Below are 14728 nucleotides of genomic sequence, written 5' to 3' on the forward strand. Positions count from 1 at the left end.
CTCCACCGCCACCGTCGCCTCCTTGAGCAAAGCGATGGTCATGTACCATTCAGGCCTAACAATCCGTGCTCAACCCCGGAGAAGTTACCGGTCTCCACCGCAAATATCGGCTCAGCATTTGCGCAGCGCATTCATCAGACCTTTAGCACCACCACTGAAACACTATTGGTTCGGGTTCTTTCACAGGCTCCTGCTTTCGCTTTGAGCAACGGCGAAGATTTTATAGATGTTCTGAAGAGCCCATATTTCTTCTTGTCATGGTTGTCTTATGATGATGCGACTGATCGGTTTAACGCGCCGACCGCTGTCAGTGGAAGGATTCGACAAACGCGCGCTGAAAATGGTCGCCAAGCTGAATTCGTTCGGCGGCGATAGCCACGAGTGCCCGACGCAAACGCTGTTCGAAGACGTGGGATTGCGGCTGCCGTAAGCGACCATGCGGGGTTACGCTTTTCATTGTAATGCGATTTCCAAGGCCGGAACGATATTGAGCAAGGGTCAGACCCGCCTTGATGAGCAGTGCGCGAATATCAGGTCTGCGCTCGGCGGCAATGGAAATTCTAAATGCCGAGATGAGCATGCTTTTCGCAACGGGCAACTCGATCTCATCGATGAGATCATTTCCGATCTCGTTATCCCTTATGAAAAGCAGGAACTGATCAATGAATTGATTAGCTTCCGCCACCCGGTCATCGACCATGTCCTGGTGAAAGCTCTGAGTAGTCTGATCATGGCGGTACAGGCGCATCTGTGTCTCCTTTAGGGGGGAAACGCTGATGTATGATTTTGGTTCGTCGGGCGCTGCTGGCAAAACATCCTCACTCGAGTCGAAGCCGCCGGTTGGCGCTCAGGGGAGGCCGTCGCTAAAAGGCGCTTGCTTTTCGGTGAATGCTCGGTCGGTCGTGATAGCGCCACCTGTGAACACCTGGGACCGAGGCGGCTTGAGCGGCGTTGCTCGTCGAGCCGAGCAGCTTGTCGAAGCCGGCATCTAATTTAGGTCTCCGATCCCCTGCTCGCGTATTTGTTTCGCTTCAAGCTACGCTTGCGAAATGGTTTTCCCGTAATCGTTGTGCCTGGCGGAGGTTACACCGTTCCCGCGGTGCGCATTATGCCTATGATCCCCTGAAGCCATCTTCAGGAACCGCAATGACGACCGCTTCTCCAGTCGCGCCCTCGGCCATGTTGCCAACATTGGACCTTTCGAAATTCCACGCCGGTCCCGGCGAGCGCCTGGCCTTCATCGCAGATCTCCGCCACATTCTGCATGCCCATGGCTTCTTCTACCTCAAAGGGCATGGCGTTGATCCAGAGCTTATTGGGGATGTGTTAGCGACTGCGAAACGTTTCTTCGCGCTCCCAATGGAGGAGAAGCTCAAGATCGAAATGCTGAAGTCGCCGCACTTCCGGGGCTACAATAGAGCCGGGCAGGAACGCACGCGTGGTGCGCAGGACTGGCGCGAACAACTCGACATCAACACCGAAGCCGTCGCAGCTGACATTGGGCCGGACTCGCCGCCATGGAAGTGGCTCCAGGGGCCGAACCAGTGGCCGGAAACGCTACCCGAGTTACGGCCGCTTCTTCTGGCGTACCAAGCGGAAGTAACGCGCATCGGCATCGACATTCTCAGGGCTATCGCCGCGGCACTGGACCAGCCCGAGGGCGTCTTCGCGCAGATCTATGAACCTCAGCCGTCTCAGCTCCTCAAGATCATTCGCTACCCGGGACGGGATGTCGCGGAGACCGATCAGGGCGTCGGCGCGCACAAGGACGGCGGCTTCGTTACGGTGCTGCTGCAGGACACGACGCCGGGTTTGCGTGTTCGTGCCGAGGACGGGGAGTGGGTCAGTGTGCCGCCGGTGGCCGATACATTTGTGATCAACACTGGCGAACTCCTGGAACTCGCGACGAACGGGTTCGTGCGCGCGGATGTTCATGAGGTGGTCGCCCCGCCGCCTGGTGTCGAGCGCTTTTCGGTGGCGTTCTTCCTGGGATCCCGACCGGATGCAACGATACCGGTCATCGAGCTACCTGATGAGCTGAAACGGTCCGAGCGCGGAGTTTCAGTCGATCCGTTGAATCCGATCTTCCGCGAGGTTGGGATCAATCAACTTAAAAGCAGGCTTCGATCACATCCAGACGTCGCAGCGGCGCATCATGCCGAACTGGTCCGAATGATCCTGGAGCAGTGACGAGCCTGATCGCGATAACCATTTGGCAAGCCTCTGGACCTGCCGGCAAATTGGGGGCACGGCTCGCGGAGGTCGGTCGCCAACTTCAATTGCTTACTCGGCGCGCTCTGCGCCACGCAACCGTTCTTAGCGCCTTTCGGTCCGTATTTGATCTCGCTCAAAGACTTCTGCGTGATGTGAGCTACTCTCTAAACCGCTCGGTTACGACCCGTTCCCGAGCCCCGAGAGCTTGGCCCGTTTCTGAAGTATGACGGGTCAAGACTTGTTCAAGGAGCGCGAACATGTCTGTCAGGTTTCTCACAGCATTTCTGAAATCCTCTGGAGACGGTGGTGTCGTTCTTCTCGAGAATGAAGGCGAGCAGCGAACCGTCATCGTCGAACGCGAAGCATTGCTGGAATTTGCGTCGCCCCGCAGGGCAGACGAGTGCCGGTTGCAGCAGAGCATTGGACCGATCTGTGAAATAGCGGCTGCGAAATTGAGACAGCGCACGATCGGACCCTATGAGCGTATTCGGATCCGTGGCAGTGATGTCATAAACTGGAAGCATACAGCGGAAATCCCGTTTCAGGACCGCATCTGAGACCCCAACGGCGGGAAGGCAACGTGAAGATCATTCGGGATATGGGCGGCGACTTTTGTCGTTGACGCCGAGCAAGTCGCGTCGAGGTTCGGTTTATCACAGCTGCCATGCGACATGACATGAAGCGGGGCGCGCTCGTCAGCATCGCCGAATGGCGACTGGCGAAGACGGAGGGAACTGCCGTTTATCCCTGCGCGTCGGGAACCGGATATGGCGGGTGTCATCGGGCTGACGCAGGAGGATGGGCACCAGCGGATACTATGGCCGACCGGACTCACGTGCACTGCACGAGTGGACGCCAGTAACGCTTCTATAGGAAGAACTGACATCCGAACGAAACCGCGGCGATTGCCAGTGGCATTGTTAGCGCCATGGCAATGCTTTGCCAATCGGAAGGATATTCGACAGCGCGGTATTTCAAGTTCATTTCAGATACTCCCGTACACAGGTATGAGCCTATCGGGTTCGCTGGCGATGTCTTCTCAAAATAAGTTTCTTGCTGAAATCTCAGGCGATGATGGGCATCCTGGTAGCGTGCACGGTGCCCATGAATCACGCTAGACGTTGGCATTCCAGCGGCTGACTGCTTCAGGCAAAGCGGGCATCATTTCCGGCTCCGATGTGGCTTTCCGATGTCCGATTCCAGCGATACTGAGGTCACAGACCTCCAGTGGAATGATCCTTTGTGTCTATGGCCAGTATACCTACGAGTTCAGGGGGCGCACTGCGCAGAAAGGTCTCCGCGCAACATGTTCGTCCCTCTCGCCAATTTCTCCGTTTCGATTTCGAGGGATGCCATGAAGAGTATCCATGCTTGTCGCCGTACTTGTCAGCACGCTTCACCTGTGCCTGAACTGCTAGCGATCGCTCACTTTCGAAATACTGCCGTGGCAAGTGATATTAAGTTCTCGGTATTTTAAGACCTATGAGCGAGCTAACGACAGTGAGCCAAAGCAACCGCGCCGCGAGAAGCGGTCGACGCATCAAATCCATCCCAACAAGGATCCGCCCGAATGGTCGGAGTGGTATCTGTGTTACCGAACGGATCCGGCTTCGCGCCTACTCAATCTGGGAAGCCGAGGGCAGCCCGGAAAATCGGCACGAAGACCATTGGCTTCAGGCCGAACACGAGATCCTCCATGAGTTCGATATCCTCGAGGGCGACGACGTGCCCAGCCTTGCAGCCCTTCGGGAAGCTGCTCGCGAGCACACCGACACCTTCCTCGTTCCGGCCGACCTCATCGACGCCGATCAGCGCGAGGCGGCGTCAGGTATGCGCGAGCAACCATAGCGGCGAGTGCTTCGGCCAGGGGGCGTCTCTTGGAGAAAACCGACACCCGCGATAGGGTGCCGACAAACTCGGCCGGGGATCCTCATGGACGCGCTCAATATAGCTGCGATCGCCTTTTTCATATTGGTCTGGATTGCAATCGAGCCGTTGATGGCATTGGGCTGGCCGCGGCCCAACGACAGCCTTTCAGTCGACATGGTCCGCGTGCGATCTGCGTGGATGCGGGAGACCTTGACCCGCGACAACAACTTCATCGGCGACGCCGCCATCCTGGGGCACACGATCAACTCGGCGTCCTTCTTCGGATCCGCGAACCTGATCATCATCGTCGGCCTCAGCGGCGCGCTCTTCATGGAGCCGAACTACGGCAACGGAAACGGTCTCATCGCAATGTTCGCGGCCAAGGATCCCGCATGGCTGTTCCAGACGAAAGTCCTGCTGATCATCGCGACGCTTCTGCGTGGGCTGTCCGATTTCATCTGGGCGGTGCGGCAGCTCAACTACTGTCTTGCCGCAATCGGCGCCAGTCCATCGCGACAGGAGGAGCGCGATATCGCGGCATGGACGGAAGCGCTGACGATGGTCCTCAACCCGGCACTCCGATCGTTCAGCGTCGGCGTTCGCTCCTATTACTTCACTGTGGCGGCGGCGTTCTGGTTTCTTGGACCAATTCCATTCGCGATGGCCACTGTGCTCGGTGTTTGCCTGCTAATATGGCGCCAATCTTGGTCAGATACCGCGAAGGGGATTATGGCCATTCGCAAGCTATTAGACTGAGCTCCGTACAGCGCCTGGCAAATAGCGCGCGGTTACTGACCATGATCCGGTTAATCACTTCAAGATTTTGGAGCCGGGGGCGGGGCGGGACATGACCCACAGACAGACTGGCGACTTGTCGCAAACCCCTTCAACTTCGGCGACCAGAACGGAATCAGACCGGGCGTCAGGGCCGCTCCGATGGGTGCCACTTCCCGACCGTCGGACTTCGAACCTTCCTTTTCAGAACCCATAGGGATTTCCTCCTGCGCCTCAACGTGCAGGAGGTTCGAAGGTTCGGATCGGCATCGCTCGATTACCTCAGATTTTTTGATCCCTGAGCGCACCAGGCAGGATCCCGGTCGGGAAATCTTGATAGCAGACAGGCCTTAGGAAGCGGTAGATAGCAAGCGTGCCCACGGAAGTGGATCTGCCATCTGCGGTGGCCGGGTAGGGGCCGCCGTGGACCATCGCCGGAGACACCTCCACTCCAGTCCCGAAACCGTTGACCAGCAGGCGGCCTGCGAGCATCTCAAGCTTTGGAACGAGACGACCAGCGTCGGCCTCGTCGTCGTTGTCGATGAAAAGCGCGACCGTCAGCTGTCCTTCGAGTGCATCGATGACGACCTCGAGCTCCGCAAGGTCCGGGCAGCGAACTATAAGGCCTGCGGCGCCGAATACCTCGTCCTGAAGCTCTTCGTGAGCAAGAAAAGCTGTCGATGTCGTCTCAAACAGTGCTGCCGCACCCTCGAACTCGCTGCCGGGCTTTCCCGACGCGACGGCTCGCACTTCCGGATGGGCCCGAAGCCTTGCTACTCCTTCGCAGAACGTCCGTGCGATCGATGGGGTAAGCATCGCCTGCGGCGCGACTGCCGGGAGAAGTTCTGTGGTCTTCGCGATGAAGGCATCGAGAGCTTCTCCATCTACAGCAAGGAGCAGACCGGGGTTGGTGCAGAACTGTCCAGCGCCTAGGATCAACGAGGAAACGAAGGCTTTCGCGACGCCCTCGACGTTCCTCGCGAGCGCGTTCGGAAACAGAATGACAGGGTTGATGCTACTCATCTCGGCGTAGACCGGGATGGGCTGCCGCCGCTTCGACGCGATGTCCATCAACGCCGTGCCGCCGCGACGTGATCCGGTAAAGCCCACGGCGCGAATTCTGTGATCGGCGACGAGCCTCTGACCGACCTCGAAGCCTGTGTCGAAGAGCAGCGAGAAGGTGCCGGGATGAAGACCGCTGGCGGCGACAGCCCGCTGGGCGGCGCGCCCCACCAGTTCCGATGTGCCCGGATGGGCCGAGTGCGCCTTGACGACGACAGGGCAGCCAGCGGCGAGCGCCGACGCAGTGTCCCCACCAGCAACGGAAAAAGCGAGTGGGAAATTGGACGCGCCGAAGACTGCCACAGGTCCGACCGGAATGTTGCGAAGCCGCAGGTCGGGCTTAGGAACGGGCGTTCGAGAAGGATCCGCAGCGTCGAAGCGGAGTTCCTGGAAGCGCCCGGCACGGACTTCCCGTGCGAACAATCGAAGCTGCCCAGTAGTGCGGTTCCTCTCGCCCTCAAGCCTCCCGCGGGGTAGTCCGGTTTCTGACATGGCGCGGACGATCAGTTCGTCGCCGATTGCCTCGATCTCGGCAGCAATCTTCTCAAGGAAAGCAGCTCTGCTTTCGAGATCGGTCTCACGGTACGATGCAAAGGCTTCCCACGCTTGCATCGCGGCCGCGTCAACCTGATTGGGTGACGCGCCGCCGAAGGACACAGGAAGTGCCTGCCCGGTCGCTGCCTCAGTTGCGTGGAACTGGCTGTTCGAGCCGCGCTCTTCCTTCCCCGCTACCAGCAGGCTTCCGTTCAGTGTCATGACCGATGTCCTTTCAGAAATTGTTGAATCGCCCATATAGGGATCCAGTTGGCTGTTTTCAGCCTAGCTAGGCAGCCTTTCCTTTCGGCAACAGATGCCCCTCACGGCTAGCTCCTAGTGCGGACGAGATTTGAAGCCTGCTCTAGTTACTCAGAGCATTGAACAGAATGGCCTGGAGGGCCGCAGTACGACTGTCGATCATCGGTGTCTCCGCAATGTGAGACCGACCGCCTACGTTTCACTCTCAGTCCGGACAATACGCCAAAGTTGGGGTATCGGCCCGCCTCACTGCAGCCGCGCGCAGCAACGGAACGGCAGCTCCGCTACCAGCTTGCCGTTGCAGTCCGTAATCTCAAACGTCATGTCGCCAACGGACTCGTCCAGGGTGATTGCTTCGGCGACAATACGGCGGGCAACCGCAATCGCTTCCGCTACGCAATCCTTCGCCTGGATCTCGATGCCCTCGTAATCTGGGTCGATCACTTCTGCGACGCGAATGTGGAAATGAAACCTACTCATCGAGGACGTCGCCTCCTCATGGATTGTTGACGACGGCGACCCACCGACCATCGGCCTGAAGAGTGAGCACGTCCGCGGTCGTTCCACTGACTTCTTCCGTGGAGGGCGCGCCATCTATGATGTAGCGGGCAGTCCATCGCGCATGGTGAAGGGCGATATTGCCCCGCTGGATCACGACGCGGTCGTCGACCACCAGGAAGCGAAGGCGCCGCGCGAGTCCAACGAAGCCGTCACCTATTGCGGCCCGACCGACTGCCTGCCTGTCTGGCTCGACCAGCAGCACGCCGTTCTCTGCGAAGTGAGCGGCAGCCTCGTCGACGCGACCGCACTGCCACATGTCGCGGATCGCCGACATCGTCTCCGCAGGGGTCATCACGCACTTCGTTCTCACGGTAACCTCCTTAGCTCGGCATGATGGCCTCACGGCGAATAGTGGCTGAACACGAAGTCTTTCGATGCGTCGAGCTTCACGTGGCAGGCAAAGCAGCTCTTGATCAGCGGCTCGCTTGGGTTAGCGAGGCCATTCTCGAACTGACCGTAGCCCCAGCCACCCGTGTCGGCGTATGTCTTCGAATCCTTCACCGAGAACTGCACATTGGTCGGGTCGCCGGCGACGAAGGATTGCGGCGCCGGGAAGACCTTGTCGTTCTCCGGAGACGACTGGTAGACGTAGGCGAGCCTCGCGATGATGGCGCCATCCGGAAACGGCCTCGTTCCTTCTCGAAATGCCTTGATCGCGATGTCGTTGCCGAGGACCGCTCGGATGTCGTTGTTCTTGCCAGCTTCGTGCGCGACTGTGATCAGCCGCCATTCCCTATATTCTTTGGGAATCTTCACTCCGTAGATCGGCGAGGCGTCGCCTGTCAGGCCGCTGGTCGCGGCAGCAGAGGTGCCGAGGATGACAAGTGCTGAGACCGCTAGCTTCGTTTTCGACATCACATTCTCCTTCGGGATCTTGCTGGGCGCCGATCAGTGTCCGGCGGACGGATAGAGCAAGTCGACACATCGCAACGCCAATGCGCCGCCAGCAAACTGCACCGCAATGAAGAGGGCTACTGCCGTCACCGAAGCGCTCGACGGCGACAAGAGCAGGCTGATGGCGACGGCGGGGTTGGCGATGGATCCGGTCGGTGTGGCGATGATCGCGCCCAGTAGCCAGAGGCCGACTGCGAAAGGCCCGGTCATCTTGTTGGTGCTACGGCTGCTGCAGAACACGACCATCATCAGCCCGAATGTCGACAGTGCCTCGCTTACGACAGCGGCGGCATTCGGAAGCTCCCCAGTCGGTGGGCTTGGTGGGACCGCGAACATGAGATCGACCAAGACGGCGCCTGCTGTTCCTCCAAGGATCTGTGCGGCCACGTACCAGGTCGTGCACTCGAGACCGCGCTGTCCCGCGCGCCACTGAAGAACGGTTATGACCGGGTTGAAGTGGCCGCCCGACACCGAGCCAAGAGCCAGGATCAGTCCGATCAACGTGCCGGATATAGCCATGGCCGACGAAATCGGCGCAGCTTTTCCGCCGATCCCGGCGCCCAGCAGGGCGACCATCAGCAACATCGTGCCAACGGCTTCGGCGAGCGACCGTCTGACCAGCGGCGCGCTGGCGTCGTCCTCGACGAAGCAGCGGGATGCGCGCGGGGGCACGAGCTTCAGGAGTGAGCCCTCCATCGATCCTCCACGGCCGACATCTGCCTGGCCAGTTCCTCGGGCGTTATCAGACGCTTCTGAAACGCGATGTTGGCGAAGGCCGCGATCCAGCGCTCATAGTAAGTGAGCTTGCCGACCATCTCCGACCCTAGGGCTTCGACGCCGCGGCGCTTCTCCTCGGTGTTGATGATCTTGTGGAAATCGAGCACGTCGGCGAGCGCGTGGCACCGTTTCTCCCAGGGGAGGAGTTCGTGATCGGTCTGCTCGATCTTAGGTGCTTCCAGCCCGCCGATGTCGTTCGGCAGTCGCTTGAGAAGTTGTTCGCTTCCGGTCATGCCGCTATTCCTTCGGTCGGAGAATTGACGGGTATCACGCCGATCATCGCATCCCGGGTGACGAGCGCGGCGAGTTGCTCTTCGCTGTATCCCTCAGTTCCAGGAGGGCGCATCGGAAGCACGAGGTAGCGTTGGATCGCCGTAGAGTCGCTCACTCTGACCTCCACGTCGTCGGGGATGATCGTCCCAAACTCCGCCAGTACCTTTCTCGGCTCGTAGACCGCGCGGGCACGGTAGGGCTTCGCTTTGTACCAGTCGGGTGGCAGCCCGAGGACTGGGCGCGGGTAGCAGGAACAGAGGGTGCAGACGATGAGATTGTGGACCTTCGGTGTGTTCTCGAGAACGATGAGTTCCGTCAGATCATAGAAGGTGATGCCGAGTTCCTCGCAAGCGGTGCGGCCGTTCTCGAGCAGGCGTGATTTGAAGTCCTGGTCCGTCCACGCGCGAGCGACGACCTTGGCGCCCAAAGCAGGGTTCCGGGAGTCCAGAACCTCGATCTGGTGTCTAATCTCGTCGGCGCCGATGTAGCCCTTCTCGATCATCAGTTCTTGGAATGCTTGCTCCATGATATCGTAGTAGCCCGGCTTCTCGGTTGTTTCGATCGGCGCGTGCGGGTGCCCGTGCTCGGTGCCATGATCGTGGTCATGTTCTTCATGGACGGTCATCGTCGAGTTCCTCCAGCCAGGTTTCGAAGACTTCGATGCGGAGATTGTCGCCGGGCGATCCGGCGTAGTCCTTCCAGATTTCGGTCATGGGAACGGCGATCCTGTAGTACACGCCAAGCGATCCGGCGTTCCGTCCGAACCCTTCCTCCTCGTTGTTGACGGCCCTCGGAGACATGATCGCCTCGATCACGGCTTCCTTGCCACGAAGGTACGTGGGGACGCGGTAGTGACCGACTGGAGTCAGGTTACCGACGCGGACGCGCTGTCCAACGCGGAGCCGGGGCAAGTCGGCGGGGGCGGGGACAACGCCTTCTATCTTCCTTTGTCCGGGAACGGGGTTCATCGCTACCTCCTGCATTACCGAAGAGGGTACGAAGGAGACAGGCATCGATCTTTCGTATTCGTGCGATGGCGGATTTTCGAACTTGCGGCGGGCATCGAACGAATACGAAAGATCGCGTTCGGGATCCTGCTCATGATGTGAGCGTCAAAATCCTTCAGGAGACTTGCCATGACGCACATCGTCACTTACCCGGCGCCTGCCGTGCCGCTAACCGCAGGCGAATTGCTTCCATGGGTCCTCTTCGTCGGGCTTCTCTCGCTCATGACCCTTTATTTCGTCGGGGCCGAGCAGGGCGCAACATCACTCGTCCAGGGGAACGCCGTCCACGAGTTCGTGCACGACGGCCGTCACCTCCTCGGCTTCCCCTGTCACTGAGGTGCGGCGATGCTTCAGCGACTTCTCCTCGCAGGAATGCTGTCCGGCCTGATCGTGGCGCTCCTGTCCTTCGCCTTCGCGCGGGCGTTTTCCGAACCGACCGTCGAACGGGCCATCGTTCTCGAAGAACGGAGCACTGCCGATCATAGCCATGCGGAAGAGGAAACCGTCAGCCGGGCCACTCAGCGCAATCTCGGTCTCCTGACGGGGATCGCAAGCTACAGCGTCGCGCTCGGCGGCATTCTGGCAATCGGCCTCGGATGCCTGCACGGCCGGCTCGGCCTCGGGCCACGCTCAACTGTGTGGACGCTGACATCATTGGGATATGTCTCGCTTGTTCTCGTCCCGCAGTTGAAATATCCCGCCAATCCTCCTGGCATCGGTAGCGCAGAGACGATCGGCAGTCGCACAGAACTCTACTTCCTGCTAATCCTGCTATCCCTTGTTTCGATGGCCCTTTCCTTCTGGATCGGCGTCCGCATCCGGCGCAGTCACGGCGGGATGTTCTCGGTGCCAGTCGCAGCGGTGGCCTTCGCGTCGATGGCGATGATCCTCGTGTCTGCCCTTCCGGATACTTCGGAAGTGCCGCGCGACTTCCCGGAAAGCCTTCTATTTACATTCCGGGCGCAGTCGGCAATTCTCCAGCTTATCGTCTGGGGAGGCCTTGGCGCAGTCTTCGGACAGTTCGCAAAACGTATCCTCGACCCTCGGGTACCGAGGATCTCTGCAAACGCCGGGATTCCGAATGCCTGATCCAGGTACCCCACGTTACAGCAATTTGGCGGAGTGGCTCGTCGGAAGAGACAAGGAGCTTTGTCGCTGATGGACGAGGGCTCGGGAGCGGTGGAGGCACGCAGGTCGGACGCCCATGACGTCGGCCCATTCATGCGCGCTGCCGTCGCGATGTCCGGCGCAAGGCGCGGGTTCCTCATCGTAGGGCGGGGCAATGAGCTCACGGTGGCTGCAATGGCAGACACTTCTTCGGTAGCGTTGTCATCCGGGAGGCTTGGAACGTTCGACATCGACGAAGCGACGGTGCGCGAGGTTGTCTCGACGGGGCGGGGCAGGAACAGGCACTCGATCGTCTGCCTTCCGGTCGCTCTGCCGAAACCGAATGACGGTGCGATCTATCTCGAAATGCCCGACGGCGCGGCCCCTGTACGGGTCGAAGATCTCGAGTGGCTTGCGACGGCATTCTCGGCCGCGGCAATCGCCAACAATTTCCATGGTCAGATTGACACCGCCCCTACAGCGGTCAGGGCGGCAGACGACCCCAGACTAGGGTGGGACATGATACCAGCCCTTGCCTGGATCGGGGCGGCGGACGGAGGATTTGAGGACGGCAACAAGCAGTGGTTCGAATACACGGGGCTCACCCGCGAGACTGCAGTCGGCTTCGGCTTCGTCTCCGCATTTCACCCTGACGATGTCGACAAGGTCATCAAGGTCTGGACGGATCTGTGCACCTCGGGCAAGCCAGGAGGCGTCGAGGCTCGAATGCTCCGGCATGACGGCGAGGCACGCTGGTTCGTTCTGCGTGCTGTTCCTCTGCTGGATGACGATGGCAACGTCATTAGATGGTACGGGGTCAATACCGATATTGACGAGCTCAAGCGCATAGAGTTCGAGCTGGCACAGAGCCAGCTGGTGATGGCAGTCGCCCAGCGTATCATCGAGACGGGCACCTGGTCCTGGGACATGGCGACGGACGTGTTCACATGTTCGCCCGAGTGCGCCAGCATCGTAGGTCTCGATGCCAACGAAATTACCTTCGAAACACTAAGTTCCCGCGTCCATCCGGACGATAGGCAGATGGTCGCTGAAGCCCATCAACGGGCCTTGCAGGGCGAGGAGCTGAACGTCGAACATCGGTTCCTGCTTCCGGATGGTACCGTCAAATACATACATGCTCGTGGGCGGCTCATCCTCGACGAGGTTCAGTCTCCTCGCGCATACATCGGCACGATCGTGGACGTGACCGAGACCCGCCTTGCTGAGGAGAGGATACGAAGTTCCTTGGAGGACGCGCAGCGCGCGCAGGCATCGCTCGCAGAAGCCCAGAAGCTCAGCCACGTCGGCAGCTACCGGATCAAGCCGTCTAAGGGAGAGGTCGTCTGGTCTGAGGAGACCTACAACATCTACGGTTTCGATACGTCGATGGCGCTGAGTTCGAAGGTGATCAGAGAGCGAGTGCATCCGAGTGACCGCGAAATGGTCGCCGCTGTCTTTGACAAGGGCCTGCGCGACCGCCAGCCATGGGAGATCGAGCATCGGCTCCAGTTGCCCGATGGATCGATCCGGTACGTCCACTGCGTTACACGCGTAGAGACGAACCCGGAGGAGGAACCGGAAGTGTTCGGTGCCATCATCGACATCACGGAACGGGTAAGGAGCGAGGAGGCGCTCCAGAAGGCGCAGGCAGACATTGTCCGGATGAACAGGCTAACGGCGATGGGGGCGGTGACCGTCTCGATCGCTCACGAAATGAACCAGCCACTGATGGCAATCGTCACGAACGCCGCGACTTGTCTGAGTTGGCTCGACCGCGATGTTCCCGACGTTGCGGAAGCCAAGCTTGCGGCCAAGCGGCTTGTCGAGGAAGGAAAGAGAGCGGGCGACGTGCTGCTGAACGTCAGGAGCATGGCCCGGAACTCACGGCCATCCATGGGCGTGGTCGATATCGGGGAAGTGATCTCCCATGTGCTGACGATGCTCCGCACCGAATTCAGGATCCGCCAGATCGATGTTTTCGTCTCCGTTTCTACTGGTATTCCGGCGATACGCGGCGACAAGGTTCAGCTCCAGCAGGTGCTTCTCAACCTCATGCTGAATGCTGCCGAGGCCATCGGAGCCAACGACGGCGCGCGAAGGATCGACCTCACCGCCGAAGAGGACGGTTCGCGATCTGTCGTGGTGAGGGTCGAGGACACGGGAGAGGGGATCGACCCCATTGCGTCGGAACGGATCTTCGAAGCATTCTTCTCCACCAAGCAACAGGGCACTGGGATGGGCCTGGCCATTTCCAAGTCGATCATCAGTGCCCACAGCGGCACGCTGTCTGCCCGGCCTAGAGCAGGCGGCGGCGCCGTGTTCGAATTCTCGATACCGTTCGCAGGGGAAAGCAGATGAACCAGAAGCCACGCGACGACGGCGCCTGCCATATCGTGGTGATCGAGGACGACATTGGTGTACGGGAGTCGCTGGTCGGCCTGCTGCGCTCTATGAAGTTCAACGTGACGGCCTTCTCCTCGGCCGCCGACTTCATGGCCAAGGGAAAGCTGACGAGCGTGGGATGCATGATCCTCGACGTCCGGCTTCCCGGCCAGAGCGGTATCGAGTTCTTCGAGGAGGTCAGGGCAGGCGGCTTCCAAAGGCCCGTTATCTTCATGAGCGGCCATGCCGACGTTCCGATCGCGGTGCGGGCGATGAAGGCAGGAGCGGCTGAGTTCCTGACGAAGCCCGTCCGCGAGCAGGACCTTCTCGACGCCGTGAACAAGGCGGTGAAGCTGGACAACCGCACCACATTGAAGCAGCAGGCCGCTAGCAATGCACGAGCCGACTTCCAATCCCTGACGAAGCGGGAACAGGAAGTGCTGGCCCGCGTTGTCGAAGGTCAAAAGAACAAGCAGATTTCGGCCGCCCTGGGCATTACCGAGGCTACAGTGAAGCTCCATCGGGGTAACGTGATGCAGAAGATGCATGTGCTGACGCTGCCGGAGCTGGTGCGCCACTACGACTTGCTGGAATTGAACGAGCCTTTCGGCCACGCCAAGGATTGAGCCATGATCGCAATGACAAAGCCTTCGCTGGTGGTGTGTGTCGAGGACGACGAACCCGTGCGAGATGCCTTGAGAGGACTGCTGCGGGCATCGGGCATAAACGCGGCGTCGTTTGCTTCTGCCGAGGAATTTCTCGACTCCGACGAATTGCAGACGGCGACTTGTCTGGTGACGGATATACAGCTTGGAGGCATTTCGGGCCTCGATCTCCTGGATCGGCTTGCCGGGATGTCCGTGGTCATTCCCTCCATCCTCATAACCGCGCATACCGACGTTGCGGCGGGCGACCGCGCACGAAGCTCGGGTGCCATGAAGGTCTTCCTGAAGCCTGTCAGCCCGAGCGAACTGCTGCAGGCGATTCGGACGGCGCTGGCAAACGCCTCCTAA

General features: G+C 59.8%; 18 protein-coding genes. 9 read left to right on the top strand and 9 right to left on the bottom strand.

What is annotated here, in order from left to right; all coding sequences use genetic code 11:
- Window positions 1-307 precede the first annotated feature (307 nt).
- Complete coding sequence (locus FHT76_RS35645) at window positions 308-748, bottom strand: hypothetical protein (protein WP_259186366.1); 441 nt, start codon at window positions 746-748, stop codon at window positions 308-310.
- 398 nt (window positions 749-1146) lie between these two features.
- On the opposite strand from FHT76_RS35645, the gene FHT76_RS35650 reads away from it, so the two are divergent.
- The 4 genes from FHT76_RS35650 to FHT76_RS35665 all read left to right on the top strand — a co-directional run bounded on the left by FHT76_RS35650 (window position 1147) and on the right by FHT76_RS35665 (window position 4839).
- On the top strand, window positions 1147-2190 hold the full coding sequence (locus tag FHT76_RS35650; RefSeq protein ID WP_259186368.1) for an isopenicillin N synthase family oxygenase: 1044 nt from the start codon (window positions 1147-1149) through the stop codon (window positions 2188-2190).
- Between the two features lie 281 nt (window positions 2191-2471).
- Entirely contained in the window at window positions 2472-2771 is a 300-nt protein-coding gene (locus tag FHT76_RS35655; protein ID WP_259186371.1) for a hypothetical protein, read from the top strand.
- Window positions 2772-3714: 943 nt separating this feature from the next.
- Window positions 3715-4062, top strand: a complete 348-nt coding sequence (locus tag FHT76_RS35660; protein ID WP_405049527.1) for a DUF2934 domain-containing protein — start codon at window positions 3715-3717, stop codon at window positions 4060-4062.
- Window positions 4063-4146: 84 nt separating this feature from the next.
- Entirely contained in the window at window positions 4147-4839 is a 693-nt protein-coding gene (locus FHT76_RS35665; protein ID WP_183758863.1) for a DUF599 domain-containing protein, read from the top strand.
- Between the two features lie 300 nt (window positions 4840-5139).
- Here FHT76_RS35665 and FHT76_RS35670 read toward each other — a convergent pair whose 3' ends face one another.
- The 8 genes from FHT76_RS35670 to FHT76_RS35705 all read right to left on the bottom strand — a co-directional run bounded on the left by FHT76_RS35670 (window position 5140) and on the right by FHT76_RS35705 (window position 10187).
- Complete coding sequence (locus FHT76_RS35670) at window positions 5140-6675, bottom strand: aldehyde dehydrogenase (NADP(+)) (protein ID WP_259186379.1); 1536 nt, start codon at window positions 6673-6675, stop codon at window positions 5140-5142.
- A 285-nt stretch (window positions 6676-6960) separates the two neighbouring features.
- Entirely contained in the window at window positions 6961-7194 is a 234-nt protein-coding gene (locus FHT76_RS35675; RefSeq protein ID WP_183864779.1) for a DUF6894 family protein, read from the bottom strand.
- A 16-nt stretch (window positions 7195-7210) separates the two neighbouring features.
- A complete protein-coding gene (locus FHT76_RS35680; protein ID WP_259186381.1) occupies window positions 7211-7585 on the bottom strand; it encodes a nuclear transport factor 2 family protein in 375 nt (124 codons plus the stop codon).
- Between the two features lie 29 nt (window positions 7586-7614).
- Window positions 7615-8130 (bottom strand): cytochrome P460 family protein, encoded by a 516-nt coding sequence (locus FHT76_RS35685; protein WP_259186383.1) that lies wholly within the window; start codon window positions 8128-8130, stop codon window positions 7615-7617.
- A gap of 33 nt (window positions 8131-8163) precedes the next feature.
- Window positions 8164-8865 (bottom strand): aquaporin, encoded by a 702-nt coding sequence (locus tag FHT76_RS35690; RefSeq protein WP_183758873.1) that lies wholly within the window; start codon window positions 8863-8865, stop codon window positions 8164-8166.
- Window positions 8847-9179 carry an SH3-like domain-containing protein gene (locus FHT76_RS35695; protein ID WP_112643342.1) on the bottom strand — a complete coding sequence of 111 codons (333 nt, stop codon included), beginning with the start codon at window positions 9177-9179 and terminating at the stop codon, window positions 8847-8849. Before FHT76_RS35695 ends, FHT76_RS35690 begins: the two co-directional genes overlap by 19 nt.
- The gene (nthA, locus tag FHT76_RS35700) at window positions 9176-9844 is read right to left on the bottom strand and encodes a nitrile hydratase subunit alpha (RefSeq protein ID WP_183864782.1); all 669 of its coding nucleotides are present in this window, start codon (window positions 9842-9844) and stop codon (window positions 9176-9178) included. The genes FHT76_RS35695 and nthA overlap by 4 nt, the downstream gene beginning before the upstream one ends.
- Window positions 9831-10187, bottom strand: coding sequence for a nitrile hydratase subunit beta (locus tag FHT76_RS35705; RefSeq protein ID WP_259131094.1), 357 nt, complete (start codon window positions 10185-10187; stop codon window positions 9831-9833). Before FHT76_RS35705 ends, nthA begins: the two co-directional genes overlap by 14 nt.
- A 168-nt stretch (window positions 10188-10355) precedes the next feature.
- Here FHT76_RS35705 and FHT76_RS35710 point away from each other — a divergent pair, with 168 nt between their 5' ends.
- The 5 genes from FHT76_RS35710 (at window position 10356) to FHT76_RS35730 (ending at window position 14728) form a co-directional block, all read left to right on the top strand.
- Window positions 10356-10562 carry a CbtB domain-containing protein gene (locus FHT76_RS35710; protein ID WP_183758879.1) on the top strand — a complete coding sequence of 69 codons (207 nt, stop codon included), beginning with the start codon at window positions 10356-10358 and terminating at the stop codon, window positions 10560-10562.
- A 9-nt stretch (window positions 10563-10571) separates the two neighbouring features.
- Window positions 10572-11315 carry a CbtA family protein gene (locus FHT76_RS35715; protein ID WP_259186389.1) on the top strand — a complete coding sequence of 248 codons (744 nt, stop codon included), beginning with the start codon at window positions 10572-10574 and terminating at the stop codon, window positions 11313-11315.
- Between the two features lie 69 nt (window positions 11316-11384).
- Entirely contained in the window at window positions 11385-13691 is a 2307-nt protein-coding gene (locus FHT76_RS35720) for a PAS domain-containing protein (protein WP_259131099.1), read from the top strand.
- On the top strand, window positions 13688-14341 hold the full coding sequence (locus FHT76_RS35725) for a response regulator transcription factor (protein ID WP_183758884.1): 654 nt from the start codon (window positions 13688-13690) through the stop codon (window positions 14339-14341). Before FHT76_RS35720 ends, FHT76_RS35725 begins: the two co-directional genes overlap by 4 nt.
- A 3-nt stretch (window positions 14342-14344) precedes the next feature.
- A complete protein-coding gene (locus tag FHT76_RS35730) occupies window positions 14345-14728 on the top strand; it encodes a response regulator transcription factor (protein WP_113163030.1) in 384 nt (127 codons plus the stop codon).

The organism is Rhizobium sp. BK176, assembly GCF_024808055.1.

Bases quoted from the DNA above. Each gene is read 5' to 3' on its own strand.
- FHT76_RS35655 (WP_259186371.1), top strand. From the start codon at position 2,472: ATGTCTGTCAGGTTTCTCACAGCATTTCTGAAATCCTCTGGAGACGGT.
- nthA (WP_183864782.1), bottom strand. From the start codon at position 9,844: ATGACCGTCCATGAAGAACATGACCACGATCATGGCACCGAGCACGGG.
- FHT76_RS35725 (WP_183758884.1), top strand. From the start codon at position 13,688: ATGAACCAGAAGCCACGCGACGACGGCGCCTGCCATATCGTGGTGATC.
- FHT76_RS35665 (WP_183758863.1), top strand. From the start codon at position 4,147: ATGGACGCGCTCAATATAGCTGCGATCGCCTTTTTCATATTGGTCTGG.
- FHT76_RS35650 (WP_259186368.1), top strand. From the start codon at position 1,147: ATGACGACCGCTTCTCCAGTCGCGCCCTCGGCCATGTTGCCAACATTG.
- FHT76_RS35645 (WP_259186366.1), bottom strand. From the start codon at position 748: ATGCGCCTGTACCGCCATGATCAGACTACTCAGAGCTTTCACCAGGAC.
- FHT76_RS35720 (WP_259131099.1), top strand. From the start codon at position 11,385: ATGGACGAGGGCTCGGGAGCGGTGGAGGCACGCAGGTCGGACGCCCAT.
- FHT76_RS35685 (WP_259186383.1), bottom strand. From the start codon at position 8,130: ATGTCGAAAACGAAGCTAGCGGTCTCAGCACTTGTCATCCTCGGCACC.
- FHT76_RS35705 (WP_259131094.1), bottom strand. From the start codon at position 10,187: ATGAACCCCGTTCCCGGACAAAGGAAGATAGAAGGCGTTGTCCCCGCC.
- FHT76_RS35730 (WP_113163030.1), top strand. From the start codon at position 14,345: ATGATCGCAATGACAAAGCCTTCGCTGGTGGTGTGTGTCGAGGACGAC.
- FHT76_RS35690 (WP_183758873.1), bottom strand. From the start codon at position 8,865: ATGGAGGGCTCACTCCTGAAGCTCGTGCCCCCGCGCGCATCCCGCTGC.
- FHT76_RS35710 (WP_183758879.1), top strand. From the start codon at position 10,356: ATGACGCACATCGTCACTTACCCGGCGCCTGCCGTGCCGCTAACCGCA.
- FHT76_RS35695 (WP_112643342.1), bottom strand. From the start codon at position 9,179: ATGACCGGAAGCGAACAACTTCTCAAGCGACTGCCGAACGACATCGGC.
- FHT76_RS35715 (WP_259186389.1), top strand. From the start codon at position 10,572: ATGCTTCAGCGACTTCTCCTCGCAGGAATGCTGTCCGGCCTGATCGTG.
- FHT76_RS35670 (WP_259186379.1), bottom strand. From the start codon at position 6,675: ATGACACTGAACGGAAGCCTGCTGGTAGCGGGGAAGGAAGAGCGCGGC.
- FHT76_RS35675 (WP_183864779.1), bottom strand. From the start codon at position 7,194: ATGAGTAGGTTTCATTTCCACATTCGCGTCGCAGAAGTGATCGACCCA.